The organism is Cutibacterium sp., from assembly GCF_030525615.1.
Classification (GTDB): Bacteria; Actinomycetota; Actinomycetes; order Propionibacteriales; family Propionibacteriaceae; genus Cutibacterium.
Genome location: NZ_JAUNEJ010000003.1, coordinates 1 through 14,359, shown reverse-complemented (window position 1 = coordinate 14,359; position 14,359 = coordinate 1). Strand labels below are relative to the sequence as shown.

At 59.3% G+C, this 14,359-nt stretch carries 11 protein-coding genes and 1 pseudogene; 7 read left to right on the top strand and 5 right to left on the bottom strand.

What is annotated here, in order from left to right:
* The first annotated feature begins 61 nt into the window (after nt 1-61).
* Entirely contained in the window at nt 62-1,207 is a 1,146-nt protein-coding gene (locus Q4B98_RS05640) for a glycerate kinase (RefSeq protein WP_368492316.1), read from the top strand.
* Nucleotides 1,208-1,755: 548 nt separating this feature from the next.
* Here Q4B98_RS05640 and Q4B98_RS05635 read toward each other — a convergent pair.
* Nucleotides 1,756-2,613, bottom strand: coding sequence for a mechanosensitive ion channel family protein (locus Q4B98_RS05635; protein WP_303196158.1), 858 nt, complete (start codon nt 2,611-2,613; stop codon nt 1,756-1,758).
* Nucleotides 2,614-2,736: 123 nt separating this feature from the next.
* Between Q4B98_RS05635 and Q4B98_RS05630 the strand changes: the two genes are divergently transcribed.
* The gene (locus Q4B98_RS05630; protein ID WP_303196157.1) at nt 2,737-3,429 is read left to right on the top strand and encodes a suppressor of fused domain protein; all 693 of its coding nucleotides are present in this window, start codon (nt 2,737-2,739) and stop codon (nt 3,427-3,429) included.
* A 3-nt stretch (nt 3,430-3,432) separates the two neighbouring features.
* Here Q4B98_RS05630 and Q4B98_RS05625 read toward each other — a convergent pair whose 3' ends face one another.
* Together Q4B98_RS05625 and fumC are read right to left on the bottom strand one after the other, a co-directional pair.
* A complete protein-coding gene (locus Q4B98_RS05625; protein ID WP_303196371.1) occupies nt 3,433-4,413 on the bottom strand; it encodes a LacI family DNA-binding transcriptional regulator in 981 nt (326 codons plus the stop codon).
* A 365-nt stretch (nt 4,414-4,778) separates the two neighbouring features.
* On the bottom strand, nt 4,779-6,185 hold the full coding sequence (fumC, locus tag Q4B98_RS05620; RefSeq protein ID WP_303196156.1) for a class II fumarate hydratase: 1,407 nt from the start codon (nt 6,183-6,185) through the stop codon (nt 4,779-4,781).
* Nucleotides 6,186-6,538: 353 nt separating this feature from the next.
* Here fumC and Q4B98_RS05615 point away from each other — a divergent pair, with 353 nt between their 5' ends.
* Nucleotides 6,539-7,420: an endonuclease domain-containing protein gene (locus Q4B98_RS05615; RefSeq protein WP_303196155.1), complete on the top strand. Its 882-nt coding sequence runs from the start codon at nt 6,539-6,541 to the stop codon at nt 7,418-7,420.
* 180 nt (nt 7,421-7,600) lie between these two features.
* Here the strand turns inward: Q4B98_RS05615 and Q4B98_RS05610 are convergent, their stop codons facing one another.
* Entirely contained in the window at nt 7,601-8,458 is an 858-nt protein-coding gene (locus Q4B98_RS05610; protein ID WP_303196154.1) for a hypothetical protein, read from the bottom strand.
* 124 nt (nt 8,459-8,582) lie between these two features.
* Here Q4B98_RS05610 and Q4B98_RS05605 point away from each other — a divergent pair, with 124 nt between their 5' ends.
* The 3 genes from Q4B98_RS05605 (at nt 8,583) to Q4B98_RS05595 (ending at nt 12,140) form a co-directional block, all read left to right on the top strand.
* Entirely contained in the window at nt 8,583-9,419 is an 837-nt protein-coding gene (locus tag Q4B98_RS05605) for a nucleotidyltransferase family protein (protein WP_303196153.1), read from the top strand.
* Nucleotides 9,416-10,606, top strand: a complete 1,191-nt coding sequence (locus tag Q4B98_RS05600; RefSeq protein WP_303196152.1) for a galactokinase family protein — start codon at nt 9,416-9,418, stop codon at nt 10,604-10,606. The genes Q4B98_RS05605 and Q4B98_RS05600 overlap by 4 nt, the downstream gene beginning before the upstream one ends.
* A 109-nt stretch (nt 10,607-10,715) precedes the next feature.
* Nucleotides 10,716-12,140, top strand: coding sequence for a phosphoglucomutase/phosphomannomutase family protein (locus Q4B98_RS05595; RefSeq protein ID WP_303196151.1), 1,425 nt, complete (start codon nt 10,716-10,718; stop codon nt 12,138-12,140).
* Nucleotides 12,141-12,367: 227 nt separating this feature from the next.
* Here the strand turns inward: Q4B98_RS05595 and alr are convergent, their stop codons facing one another.
* A complete protein-coding gene (gene alr / locus Q4B98_RS05590) occupies nt 12,368-13,495 on the bottom strand; it encodes an alanine racemase (protein ID WP_303196150.1) in 1,128 nt (375 codons plus the stop codon).
* Nucleotides 13,496-13,841: 346 nt separating this feature from the next.
* Here alr and Q4B98_RS05585 point away from each other — a divergent pair.
* Nucleotides 13,842-14,114 (top strand): annotated as a pseudogene (locus Q4B98_RS05585) (helix-turn-helix domain-containing protein); the annotation flags it as partial.
* Nucleotides 14,115-14,359 lie beyond the last annotated feature (245 nt).

The following is a 14,359-nucleotide window of genomic DNA, read 5'->3' as shown; positions in this document are numbered from 1 at the left end:
TCATGGACGGTTAAGGGGAGCCAGCTTCGGGGTACACCAGCGTGCGTGCCATGCTGAGATCATGCGTCCTGATCCGAATGCACCTGTGGTTGTGGCGGTTGACTCATTCAAAGGGTCTCTGAGCTCTGGCAAGGCGTGTCGGGCGGTACAGCGGGGGTTTTCCGCAGCTGACCCGGATCGCGAAGTACTGACTATTCCGGTTGCTGATGGTGGTGAGGGAACTGTCGAGGCGGTTCTGGCCGCTGGTTTTCGCGCCGTTACTGTCAAATGCCACGGTGCGACCGGAGACCTCGCCGAAGTAGACTATGCCATGCGCGACGATAAGGCCGTCATCGAGATGGCGACCTGTTGCGGCTTAGAGCGAGCGGATAGGGTTTCGGGGCCGCCGACTCCGCGCCGTGGGTTGGTGGCGTCTAGTCGAGGGGTCGGGGAAGTTATTGCGGCCGCGCTGCGCAGGGGTGCGACTGATATCACCGTCGGAGTTGGGGGATCAGCATCCACCGATGGTGGAGCAGGCATGTTGGAAGCCCTCGGGGTGCGCTTGCTCGACAAGAATTTGGCGCCCATTTCCCCCGGCGCGGTGGGGCTGATGGACCTTTCGCGTCTCGACCTGTCAGGTCTGAATCGGAAGTTGTCAGGAGTGACACTGACGGTGGCGTGCGACGTCACCTCCCCGTTGCTTGGGCCGAATGGCGCGGCAGCAGTCTTCGGTCCGCAAAAAGGATTAGACGAGGAAGGGATCGCGATTGCTGAAGCAGGGTTGACCCGGCTTGCGGATCTCATGGAGCCGGCTATTGGGAGCGCGTACCGGGACGCTGCTGGTTCGGGTGCCGCTGGGGGAGTTGGCTGGGCGCTTCGTTGTTTAGGAGCGAAGTATCGTCCGGGGGCAGCCGCAGTGCTCGGATGGGCGCAGGCGGTGTCGAAAATTTCCGAGGCGGGACTAGTCATCACGGGTGAGGGGCGGATCGACCGGCAGACCCTCTTGGGAAAGCTTCCTGACACCATCCGCAAGATCGCTCTCGACGCCGGTGTTCCCGTTTGGGCAGTCTGCGGTAGGTGCGACCTTTCAGAGGACGAGCGTGATGCCTTCCAGCGGATTATCTGCTTGTCCGACATTGAGTCCGATCTTGAGGTGTCTATGGCTCACAGTGGGTCATTGCTGACTAAGGCAGTGGAGCAGGCGGTGCGGGGGGAGCTGGGCCGCTGAGTGTTTCCGCCGAGGGAGCATATCGTCGACACTTTCGCGCGGTCGAGGAGTCGGAAGCAACCGTCGAGGCCCGCCGGGACGGCGCTTATTGAAGACCTTCAGGTCCGTCTCTCCCCGCCCATGTCTCTCAAGGGACGTACAGGCTCTCCCAAGGGACGTAAGCGCTTGAGACGCCCGTGTTCTCTGAGGGTTTTCATCGTTGGGAGCGTCCTGTTGCCACCAGGGCGACTGGCTGGCGCTGGTGGTGGGAAAAATCGCCGTCCGGGTGGAAGCTGCTGGGAGGCGGCCGCGAACCCCGTCATCAATCCTGGTGGCCCCGATCGGCGAGTGCGAAGCAACTATGCTCCCCCCCTGACCGGAGGTGGGCCTTTGCCAATCCCGATATCCCAGGCCCCAGGTGTCGTGAATGTTCAGGACTGCTCGCCCCCTGGCCTCGTCGACAGAAATCGACGCCTCGTCAATGGCAGCCCTATCTGACGACCGTTCCGAGGCGTGGCGTCACGCCAATGATGGCAAGTAATACGTTCCGATGAACGCAGTCCGACAGGTCAGAACGCCCCGCGAATTCTCGCCGCGTCAAAGGCGTCCTTGCATTCGCGGCGCAATGCACGCAAGACGTCCTGATGCTGGTTGGCGATGCATTTTGTCATCACCTGGAAAGTCATAGTGTCGCCGGTGATGTCGCCCACGCCCAGCACCAGAGGCTTGTCGAGAAGAGTGCCCTCAAACTCAACTGCCAGGTCGTCGAGGACTTTCCGGATGACACGGATGACTTGGTTCGGGTCCTCCAGTGCATGGACCTTGATATCGGTGAACGACGTCGTCCATCCTTGGGTGACATTGCCGACCTTAGTGATTTCCCCGTTGCGTAAGTACCAAGCTGCACCGTTCCAGTCGCGAATTCGGGTGACACGCAGGCCGACGTCCTCGACCACGCCCTCGACCTCATTGATCTTTACAGCGTCACCGACGCCATACTGGTCCTCGAAAATGATGAAAAGTCCCGCCAGGACATCTTTGACGATGGTCTGTGCGCCGAAGGCCAGCGCTACGCCGACGATTCCGGCAGAGGTGAGGATTGGGGTGATCTGGACACCGATGGTGCTGAATCCTGACAGCAGGGCGACGATGATGATGACCGCTACGCCGACGTTCGAGAGCAGACCGCCGACCGTTGCGGTGCGCTGATTCTGCCTGTCGAGGCTTGCACCGGTCGCTTCTGCGAGGATACGACGGGTGCGCCCTGGCATAGTGGCTTCGCGTTTCTCGGAGCGCGAGACCATAAGGCGAATTGTCCAGTCGACGCCTTTGCGCAGCAACCAGCGGGCAATAATCGCAAGGGCGATGATGATGAGGATATGGATCAGAGTGTCCCATGTCCACACGTCGGATTTCAGCGGAGGCATGGTCTCCCTTCACAGTCGTGGGCAAGTGGCAGATGTGTTCTCGACAACACTTCCAGCTTCCCACTGCGGGCAAGAAACCCCTCCACAGACATCCCTTAGCCGTCAACGTGACAGGATCGAAGTATGAGTGACGACAATGTTCCCCCTGCGGCGCGCCTTCCAGGTGGGTACCAGTCGGAGGCAGAGCGACCGCTTGGCCCACAAGACTTGCCTGAACATTTGGCCCAACCGACGCAGATGCCTTCGACCGGACCTCAGGTCGCCCAGGCTGTGGTCGAGGCAGTCGGCGGTAACCCTCGCGCCGACGGCATGGTCGATGCGGCTGAGGAGGTTCGCATGGACGTACTGTCGTTCGCAAACGCCCCCGCGCCGGGATGGTCTACTTGGTCGACAGTCAGTCTCCACGCCGAGCCGAACGCCATCACCCTCGTTGACGGCACCAGCAGTGATATTCGTGCTGAGCTCATGGTGGTGGGCGCTCCCGGCTCGGACGTCATGGGCAAAGTACTCGGGTCCTGTGCTTTCGCGGTGTTGCGCGACCATTGGCCGATGGCTCCGGGCATCGTCTTCGGTGACGTCGTGTCGATGTACGCGCCAGATTCCACCACGCCGCACCTGATGTGGTGTCATCCATTTACCACTCCTCAGCTTGACCAGGTAGAAATTGGCGACTTCAAGGTGCATTGGTTGTTGGGAGTGCCCATCACCGAGGCTGAGCGTCAGTGGTTGGAGGCCAATGGATTCGATGCGTTCGTCGAGCTGCTCGACGCCAAGGCGATTGACTACACCGACCTGAAGCGTCCTTCGGTGGTCTGATCCTCAGGCCGATTCCCGCCAGATGACGTCGTTGGGTAGCACCAGATGGCGCTGTGGGAGATTCTGACCGCGAATTTGCGCTACGGCCATGTCCGCCAGGGCGGCCCCGGTAGCTCTCGCGTCGCCGCGCACTGTTGACAGTGGGGGATCGTTGAGAGCGGCCACTGGCGCATCGTCGAACCCGACCACGCTTACGTCCTGCGGTACTTGCCGACCCGCCTTGTTAAGGACGCGGATCGCACCGGTGGCGAGCAAATCAGACGCCGCGACAACTCCGTCAAGATCTGGATAACGCTCCAGCAGCTCCGACATCGCCCGCTCGCCACAGCCGAGAGTCCATCCAGTGACCGTCGTGTGTGCGATGGCGGCATTTTTCGCGCCCTGGTGGAAGCCGTCGAGGCGCAATCGGGTGACGGGCGCCCAGGACGGCCCTCCAATCGCGACGATTCGCGACCGCCCGGAGGCCACAAGTCGTTCAGTGATAGCTCGGGCGCCTCCCACATTGTCGGTGTCGACCGAAGGAACGTCAGACCCGGGAAATGGTGTCGATGCCGTCACGAGCGGGATATTTGTCGCCATCAGGCGCGCGATCAGCGGGTCCTCGTTAGTCATCGCGACCAGAATTGCTGCGTCGAAGGATCCCCCGGCAATGAGGGAACCAACATGTTCTTCCGAGCGGGGAGAATCGACGAGCGCGAGCAGCATCTGATAGCCGTGCTCAGAAAGACGAAGGTTCGCTCCGGACGCCATCGGAGACAGGGTAGGTTCCGTGTAAAAGACATCGACGTTTTCACGAGCGACGAGGATCACGGTGCCAGTTGCCCGGATGCGTAGTGATCGTGCTGCCCGGTTTGGTACGTAACCGGTGGTAATGATCGCGTCGGCAACGGCTTGGGCAGTTGCGGGTGCCACATTGGTGTGACCGTTGACAACCCGCGACACCGTGGCGTGAGAAACTCCGGCGACACGCGCCACGTCATGCATCGTTGGTCGACCTGCGTCCTCGCTCACCAGCAATCCTCCCAAGTTTCCCGATCATCATCGGTGACGTTTCACATATGGGACCTTACTTGGTCGAAACCGGGCGACACATCGCAATGCACACGTGTACGACAGGTTGCCGCAGGTTTTAGAGCAAGATCGAGTAAACCCCGGCCGGCGGAGGCAAAGCCGTGAATGTAGCCCCCGGCCCGAGCGGGTTGATCTTTTTCGTCACGATCTCCGACGTGCCAAGGACCTCCTCGCTCCGGAGAAATATGCCTGCCATGTTCTTTGTTGGTGTGCAAAAGTATCGGGCCGGCCACTGTCCATGCAGCGACCGGCCCGATACGTCGTTCAAGCGATGAAAATCACTCAGCGGCACTGGGGTGGGTCATGTCGGCGGGGACGACCCATTTGTCGAAGTCTTCTTCGCTCATGCCACCGACTGTCAGAGCGGATTCACGTAGACTAATGCCCTTGTGGTGCGCGTTTTTGGCGATCTTGGAAGCTAGGTCGTAACCGATGTGACGGTTGAGTGCCGTGACCTGCATGAGGTTCTTGTCGAGGTTCTCCTTAATCTTCTCCGGGTTAGGCTCGATACCGTAGGCACAGTGCTTGTCGAAGCTCACGCACGAATCGGCGATGAGGCGGATCGACTCCAAACAGGCGTGAGCCATGACGGGTTTGAAGACGTTGAGCTGGAAGTTGCCTTGTGAACCAGCGAAACCAACCGTCGCATCGTTGCCGAACACACGGGTGGCAACCATCGTCATGGCTTCGCACTGGGTCGGGTTGACCTTGCCAGGCATGATCGATGATCCGGGTTCGTTCTCAGGGATGAGAAGCTCGCCAATTCCGTTACGCGGGCCGGAGGCGTACCAACGGACGTCGTTGGCGATCTTCATTAGGGCGTCAGCGAGGACTCGCAGCGAACCGGATACCTGCACCAGGGCGTCGTGGGCACTCAGCGCGGCAAACAGGTTGTCGGCCTGCTTGAATTCGATGCCGGTCTCCTCCGTCGCGTGCTTGGCGACGGTCGGGCCGAAGTCGGGGTGAGCGTTGAGACCGGTGCCGACGGCGGTGCCGCCGATCGCGAGCTCACGGGCGCGGGAATCGGCGTAACGGATGCCGTCGAGGGCGAAATCGATCTGCGCGACCCAGCCGCTGATGACTTGGCCGAGACGGATAGGGGTGGCGTCCTGTAGGTGAGTGCGACCGACCATCACGACGTCGTCGTACTTCTTGGCTTTTTCATCCAGGGTGTCGCGAAGCTGCTGGACGGCGGGGTACAGGCGCTCGTTGAGGGCGCACACGACGGCGATATGCATGGCTGTCGGGAAGGTGTCGTTGGAAGATTGACCGCGGTTGACGTGGTCGTTCGGGTGGACGGGCTTCTTGGAACCACGCTCGCCACCAGCTAACTCAATGGCGCGGTTGCTGATGACCTCGTTGGTGTTCATGTTGGACTGGGTGCCTGAACCGGTCTGGAAGACCACCAGCGGGAACTCGTCGTCGAGCTTTCCGGCGATGACCTCGTCAGCGGCCTGCACGATGAGGTCGGCTATGTCGCCCGGTAGCTCTCCTAGTTCCTTGTTGGCTAGCGCCGCGGACTTCTTGAGAGTCCCGAGGGCACGGATCATGTCCCGGCCCCAGACGAAGGTGTCACGGCCGATCTCGAAGTTGTGAAGGGAACGCTGAGTCTGAGCGCCCCAGTAGTGCTCGGCGGGTACTTCGACCTCGCCCATGCTGTCTTTCTCGATGCGCATTTCTGCCATGTCGCAAGCCTACTTTGCAGCGGGGTGACAGGGCTGGTGGGGTGGCGAGATTTTTCGTCAACGAGTGCCAGCCGTGGGAGCGACGCAGGGATCGGCCTCTCATAAGTGATGGCGGCGCACAGCGTCGTTGGGCGTAGCGGGTGATAAGGCGAAAACAATCATCTCCCTGGGGTGACGGCAACAGGGATGAGATTGGCGTATCCGAATCGGTGGTTTTCTGCACAGGGGAGACGTATCGGAGGCCGCTTGTTCCGTGAAGACCGCCTGTGGATAAGCCGGTACCTTCCAAATAGTTATCCACAGATTTCGTATTGGGTGGCTGAAACGCCCACCCTCAGACGACAACTAAAGGTATGGAGTTAGTAGACATCCTCGAAGCCAGTGGTGGCGTGGCAAGAATTAGTTCGGTAGGCAAAGTTGCGCGGCAGGCGCGGAGAGCGGCACGAGAAGGCCGAGTCATCAGGCCCCTGCCGAGAATTGTGATGACGGTGGAGGCGGCACGGCGGCCTAGTGCCTGGATACGAGCGGTCATGCTGTGGCGACCAAATGCAGTCTTTACCGGGCGTGCGGCCCTCTACCTGGCCGGTATGAGAGACCTTGACGTCTCCGAGATTGACGTCATAATTCCGCATGCGTTGCCCCGGTTGTCAAGAAGAAGCCGGCTGCGTTTCCACAGAGCAGGACGCGAGTCGATTATTGACGACCGCGGTGGATTCAGGACAACTCATGCCTACACGTGCTTTTGGCTGGCTCTTCAGGGGGACTGGGAAGCGGCTACGACAGCACTTCGCGCAGGGTGGGTGACCCCTGATGAGCTCCGAGATACCCGACGACGTATGGCACGTAAAGCTTCACCTGGAACCGTTAGACAGGTACTGAGGCAGCTGCTCGATCGTCCCTGGTCGGTAGCTGAGCGAGAGCTGCATGCGCTGTTGCACGAGTATCGAATCAACGGGTGGAAAGCGAATGAAAAACTGTGGATCGACGGACGGGTACTCTTCCCAGACCTGTGGTTCAAGCAGGAGAAGGTGATCGTCGAAGTTGACGGATACGCTTTTCACGGGAAGCCTCGCGACTACGAGATGACTGCTCGCCGTCATGCTCTTCTGGTTGGGGCTGGGTGGCGTGTCATTCGTATCACACCGACGATGATCCGGGAGGCACCAGAGCTGGTTCTTGACACTATTAGGTCGGCCTTGTGGCGACGACATCGAGGCGTGCTAGCCCCGGTGTGACAGGTGGACTTCCGGCTCTTTTCCTCCGCGATCTCGGCGGGCGTGGAATGCCCAAGGTGGGGTTAGGCGGGTGCAAAACCCCTATCTCGCGGAGGAGCGCAGCAGATTTATGTCAGTTCCATATCTCACCGGGAGACTATTTCGCTTCACTGCTAAGAGCTGCGCACGTGTTGAAGCGTGTCAGTTTTGTGAGAAAAGGGACGAGGTCGACAGGCATGAACCGTGGTCCTCTGACACATCGTGAACGCACATGGTTGATGATTCGTGGGTCCTGGAAATGGCAGCTGAACCGCGATGCATGTCGTCAAAACGACGCTCCCTGACGGGTCTTGCCGTGCCAAGGCTGCTGGGGGATTTCGTGCCTGCGGTAGTGGAGGGCTTCCGGGGAGTAGCGGAAGTCTTCGGGGGTGCCGATGGATGCGCGCCCTGCACAAGGTGAGCCGAGGATGTGTTGGGAGTTGGGAGACTCGCTGCGTCGAAACGAGGGGCAGCAACTTCGGACGGAAGGGGTTCGTAATTGTCAATCCCCAAGGATTCGGGAACGTCTACACCTGGATCCGGGGTAGGAGACGACGAGCGCTGAGAATACGACGGTGCCGGGGCGGCCTGATGGCGGTCAAGAGGAACAGAGGTGCTCTGATTCTCGGAATCGTCGAAACTGCCCGAGAGCGCACCGGTCAGCGCCGAGAAGGAATCGCTGAACAACTCGTCAGTTGAGGATCTAGGCTGCGTGTTTTTCGGCGACTGGCGTTCGATGACCTTCTTCTGCTCCGACGGGTCGGGGCGCGAAGTTTGCGATTCATGGCCGTCTGTGTCAGCTGTGTGTTTGTAGCTGCGGCTGGTCTTGCGTCGCCTCCTCCTGTCTTTTTGCGCCTGGATAATCCACATGATGATCGTTATGAGCAGCGCCAGATCGATAATCCACTTGATTGTGCGGTCCTCCATGCGGACAAGGACGATAAAGAGGATGATTATTGTCGATCCGTATTTGCTAGCTGGCGAGTGCTTGGTTGGGGTGCTCTTGCTGCCAGTGACCATGCCACGAGGATACGTGATTGGTGTCGTCGATACTGTACCGTCAGAAAATGAAAAGGCTCAGCTGCGGTGACCGTGTGCCGCCCTCGCCGCGTGCCAGAGCGAAACGATTCCTAGGATTGTCCACATGACATACGATCCCGTGACACAACGAGTTCCTCACAAGGTCGTCATCATGGCGCGCGGCCTGGGAACCCGCATGCGTAAAGCCGCTAAGGACGTCTCCCTCACTGCAGAGCAGGCTAGCGCCGCCGCGGCTGGCGTTAAGGCCATGATTAGCCTGGATGGTCGTCCGTTCCTCGATTACGTTATTTCTTCCCTCGCAGATGCCGGCTTTGACGAATTCTGTCTGGTGATCGGCCCTGAGCACGATCTAATTCGCGATTACTACGACTCGTGCCAGAAGTCGCGAGTCAAGATCACATACGCAATTCAGGAGCAGCCGCTCGGCACTGCTGACGCTGTCGCAGCCGCCGAGGACTTCGCCGGTGACGACAGGGTGCTTGTTGTGAATTCGGACAATTTCTACCCAGAGGACGCGGTAGCCAGGATCCGGGAAGTACCCGCCTCAGCGACGCTCGGCTTCACGAAGCGCGCCATGATCGAGCAGTCCAACATCGATCCAGAGCGTATTCGTGCCTTCGCCCTGCTGGATTCTGACGATTCTGGGCAGCTCACTGACATCATCGAAAAGCCAGATCCTGAGGTGGTTGACGCTGCTGGGGAGACCGCTCTGGTCTCAATGAACTGTTTCTTGCTTACCCCAAGAGTATTCGAGGCCTGTCGATCCATCGAAAAATCTGCACGCGGGGAATACGAGATCGTCGACGCGGTGCGGTGGATGGTTGAACACGGCGAGCGGTTTGATGTCGTCCCCGTCGAGGCGGGGGTTCTCGACATGTCGAATCGTGGGGACATTGCTTCGGTAGTTGCTGCTCTCAGTGATCGTGAGGTGGAATTGTGACACGTTGGTTCGTTCCCGGACGCATTGAGGTCCTTGGAAAACACACTGATTACGCCGGTGGGTCCACCCTGGTTGCTGCCGTGGATCGGGGCGTGACGATTTCGGTCGAGCCAGGGGATGTGGGGCTAACAGCAACGACCGACGCCTCTCCCGGTGAGCTGTCGTTGAAAGCTGGCTGCGATCCAAAACTACCGGCAGGGCACTGGGGCAGGTACGCTCAGGCTGTTCTCGATCGACTGACGGCAAATTTCGGTGACTTGGCTCCGGCGAGGATCGAGTTGACCTCGGACCTTCCTCTTGCCAGCGGAATGAGCTCTTCATCGGCGCTGGTCAGCGCGATTGTGCTGGGCTTGGCCGATTTCAATGGCCTGCCGGAAACTACTGCGTGGCAGGAAAATATCGGCGACGACGTTGACCTGGCGGGGTATCTGGCCTGCCATGAGAATGGCATGACCTTCAAGAACCTGGCTGGTGCTGCCGGTGTAGGGACTTTTGGCGGCTCAGAGGACCACACCGCAATGGTGTGCAGTGAGGATGGTCAACTCGGGCAATTCCGCTTCTGCCCGATTCGACTGGAGCGACGAGTTCCATTCCCGGAGGACATGTCATTTGTGGTTATTGTTTCTGGGGTGGCGGCTGAGAAGACCGGAGCTGCGCGGGATCTTTACAATGCCGCTTCCCTGGCGACCCGAGAGATTGTCAGTCGGTGGAATTCGACCACCGGCCGTCACGACGCCGTCATCGGCGATGTCCTTGCTGTGGACCCTCACGCCGAGAGGCTATACGAGGTGGTGCGGGATCGGGAGGACCTTACTCGACGCCTCGATCACTTCATGACCGAGTCCGAAAAAATCGTCCCGCAGGCGTCTAAGGCGCTAGCTTGCAGCGACCTCGATGGATTTGGGCGAGCGGTGCAGCAATCTCAGTGCGCGGCCGAGGAACTGCTTGGCAATCAGGTTCCGCAAACCTCTGCCCTGGCACGTATCGCTCAAAGCCTCGGTGCGGTTGGGTCAACCTCTTTCGGCGCTGGATTTGGTGGCTCGGTGTGGGCGTTGGTTCCGACCGCTGAGGCAACGGGATTTGCCGAAAAATGGCTCGCCGCGTATCGAGAGGAGTACCCGGAAGAGGCCTCTCAGGCCACGACCGTGGTCACCCGTCCGGGGCCCCCTGCCCGGCGGCTGGACTGATGACAGAGTCCGCTCATCGCCCTCCGACTATCGTGCAATGGCGATGAGCGGATCTGGTTAGCCTGGGGGATCCACGACCTGGAAAGCAGTTCCGGCTTATTCTTGAACCATGGCGGATGAGATCGAATTTGGCACTGGTGGCTGGCGAGCGATCATCGCGGATACTTTCACTCGGCTCAACGTTGAGCGAGTCGCTCAGGCACTATCAGACCGGATACATGACGAGAATCAACAGCAGCGCCCGGTTGTCATCGGCTACGATCAACGCTTTCTGTCCCCAGAATTCGCGTGGTGGGCTGCAGAAGTGTTCGCGGCCAATGGGATAACCGTTCGGATTATCGATCGGCCGGCTCCGACCCCGATGATCATGTGGACAGTCCGAGATTTGAATTGCGCCTACGGAATGGCGGTCACGGCTTCTCACAACCCCGCGACGTACAACGGCCTCAAGGTGTTCACAGAAGGCGGCCGTGACGCCAAGGTGGAGATCACCAACCCCATCCAGCGGCGTGCCAATTCCATCGGTCCAGCCGACATCAAGCGCGTGCATCGCGCCGACGCCGTGCGTGACGGGTCGATTGAGGTTCAGACGTCGATGAACTGGTACATCGACGCGATTCTTGATCGCGTCGACCTTGAAGCAATCCGGCACGCCCATCTCAAGGTTGTCCTTGATCCGATGTTCGGCGTTTCTCGTACTTGCCTCCAGACCATCCTCATGACGGCTCGTTGCGACGTCGATACGATTCACGAGCGCCGCGACACTCTTTTCGGTGGGCGTCTGCCCTCTCCAAACTCGAAGACCCTGCAAGCTCTGACCCAGGAAGTTGTTGAGCGGGGAGCTGATATCGGCATTGCAACCGACGGTGACGCTGACCGGCTCGGCATCATCGACGATCAAGGACACTTCTTGCACCCGAACCAGATCTTGGTCCTGCTGTATACCTACCTGTTGGAAGATAAGGGTTGGAATGGCCCGTGTGTGCGCAACCTTGCGACGACACACCTGCTTGATCGTGTTGCTGAGGCCCACGGGCAGACCTGCTACGAGGTTCCGGTCGGTTTCAAGTGGGTGTCGTCGAAGATGGCCGAGACTGGCGCCGTAATAGGCGGTGAGTCCTCGGGAGGTTTGACTGTCAAAGGACATATCGCGGGCAAGGACGGTGTCTACGCGGGAACTCTGCTGGTGGAAATGATCGCCAAGCGAGGTAAGAAGCTTTCCCAGATCTACGCCGATATCGAGGATCGTTATGGGCACCTCGAGATGGTGGAGGACGATTTCTCGTTCGCCCCAGAGGACAAGGAGAGCCTCAAGAAGCGCATCTACAGGGACAAGGATCTGCCTGACTTTGGTCTCGAGATTGACCACATTAGCGACATGGATGGGGTCAAGGTGTACTTCGCCAATGGTGGGTGGATCATCGTCCGATTCTCCGGTACCGAGCCCTTGCTACGGGTGTTCTGTGAGATGCCTGATGCTGAGACGGCCCGTGAATGCATCGATAAGGTCGTCAAGTATTACCACTTCGAGTGACGAGTCGGCTCGGTTCGTGCCGGAGCTGTGGCTTTGCGAGCCGAGCGGTTAGCCGTGTGATTGTTTTCCCACTTGGCGTGCGGTGACGCCACAGCTGTGTCGTGCCCACACACCAGGTGGGAATTCTTGCGCTAGGACATGAGGAACGTGGCGAGGCATCCTACGGCTGGCTTCGGAGGGCCTGCCCCTTTTTCTCCGCCTCAGGCAGCATAGTGATGGTCAAGTCATCACTCGCCGATCCAGCGACGATCAACCCGTTTGGAAATGGCGCAGGTGACCTCGTAGCTGATGGTTTCGAGTTGCCTGGCCATGGTGTCAGCGGTCAGCGTTTCGTCGCCTTGGGTCCCGATGAGAACCACTTCATCGCCCACACCAACAGCGGAATCGGGTCCGATATCGACCATGAACTGGTCCATGCATACCCGGCCGACGATGGGATGAATAGCGCCTCCAATGAGTACGCGGCCATTATTCGATAAAGCCCTGGACAGTCCATCGGCGTATCCAACGGGCACCGTTGCGATTTTTGTCGTCTGGCTAGCGGTCCAGGTTCTTCCATAGCCGATCGTGTCCCCTGGGTTGACGGTTTTGACGAAGGTAACGTGACTCACCCAGGACAGAGCAGGGTGCAGATCGGCGCGATCAGCGTGTGGATCGGGGTCATAGCCGTAACCAACGATGCCGGCGCGTACCATCGATGTTTTCCCCAGGTCATGCCCAAGGATGGCGCCAGAATTGGCAAGGTGCACCAACGGGAATGGGCCGCGTCCGGCCTCGACCTGGGATACGGCATTCATGAAGGTGCTTATCTCATGACGAGTGAATTCTTCCCCCTCGGGGACGTCGCTCATCGGTAGGTGAGTGAAAACCCCCTCCACCTCGACGTTCTTGGCACGATCGGCGGCGGCAGCGAGCTCTGCCAGGTGTTCTGGCCGCAATCCGATACGTCCCATGCCACTGTCGACGGCAATATGAATCTTGACAGTAACTCCTCGGTGTCCGGCGGTAGCATCCACTGCATCCAGGGTGTCGAAATCCACCACGGTCAGGCGTATCCCGGATTCAATCGCGGCATCGAGGTCCCAGGGATCAGTAGGAGAGAGCTTAAGGATGGGGAGAGTGATACCTGCTTCGACTAGCTCTTGGCCCTCCGCAACAGTGGCAACGGCGAGCCAATCGGCGCAGTGATGTTTTTCGACGTAGCGGGAGACTTCGACGGCACCGTGTCCGTAAGCGTCGGCCTTGACGGCGAAGAGAACTTTCCGATCACCGGCGCGTTTCCTGACGACGGCGAGGTTCGCAGCGATAGCAGATAGATCAACAGTGACATGTGAGGGCGACGGACATCTTGACATGTGGCATAACTCCTTTGAGCTGTCAGAAATTTCGGTGTGGTCAACAGGAGCGGGCTATGGGGAACGATATTCGGGAGAGAACCGTACCGGTTACGGAACGACGGGGCTGGTTACGTGCGTGCGTCCATCGGATACGCCTTCGGATGTGATTGCAGACGTGTTGTTGCGGTTCATGGGGTTGTTGACGCTGCTGGGGTGAGGGAGGGGGTAGGCCCCGTCAGGATAGGAGTCGGAAAATAACGGCCTGGGTAGGGAGCCTGCCGGTGAGTACTCACGCTAACGCACCTTTGAGCGGACGTCTGGTTGAGCGTTGCTAACACCTGCCTGATCGCTCATGGTGGGCGTCGAGATGGGTATCAGTCAGGTTACCGCACCTACATGGGTCAACCGATACCGCCGCCATGGTGAGGCTGGCCTGGCTGATCGGACCAGTCGGCCTGCCCGGTGTCCCCATCAAACTTTTAGTGGGGTCGTCGAGATTATTGCCAGGCTGCGGCGGCAACGACAGTGGTCGGCCCGGCTGATCTGTTTCGACCTGGCAGATCGTGGTATCCGGATTTCTCAGGCCACGGTCGGGCGATGGCTACGCCGACTTGGGTTGAACCGTCGACGTGTCCTCCACAGTCACTGATAACGGCCCGTTATAGGCACATGGTCACATCCGTGCTGGTCGATGAAGGTATCACCCACAGATCCGCCCTTACACTCCACAGTCGCAACGGCACCATCGAACGATATAACCGGGTCCTGTTGTCATGCGTAATGACATTGAGGACGCTTCGGCTTATTGTTGTCCGGGTTTGGTCAGTAATCCCACAAGCTCGTTAACTTTGAATGGTTTCGACGCTGACCGTGTCGTCACAA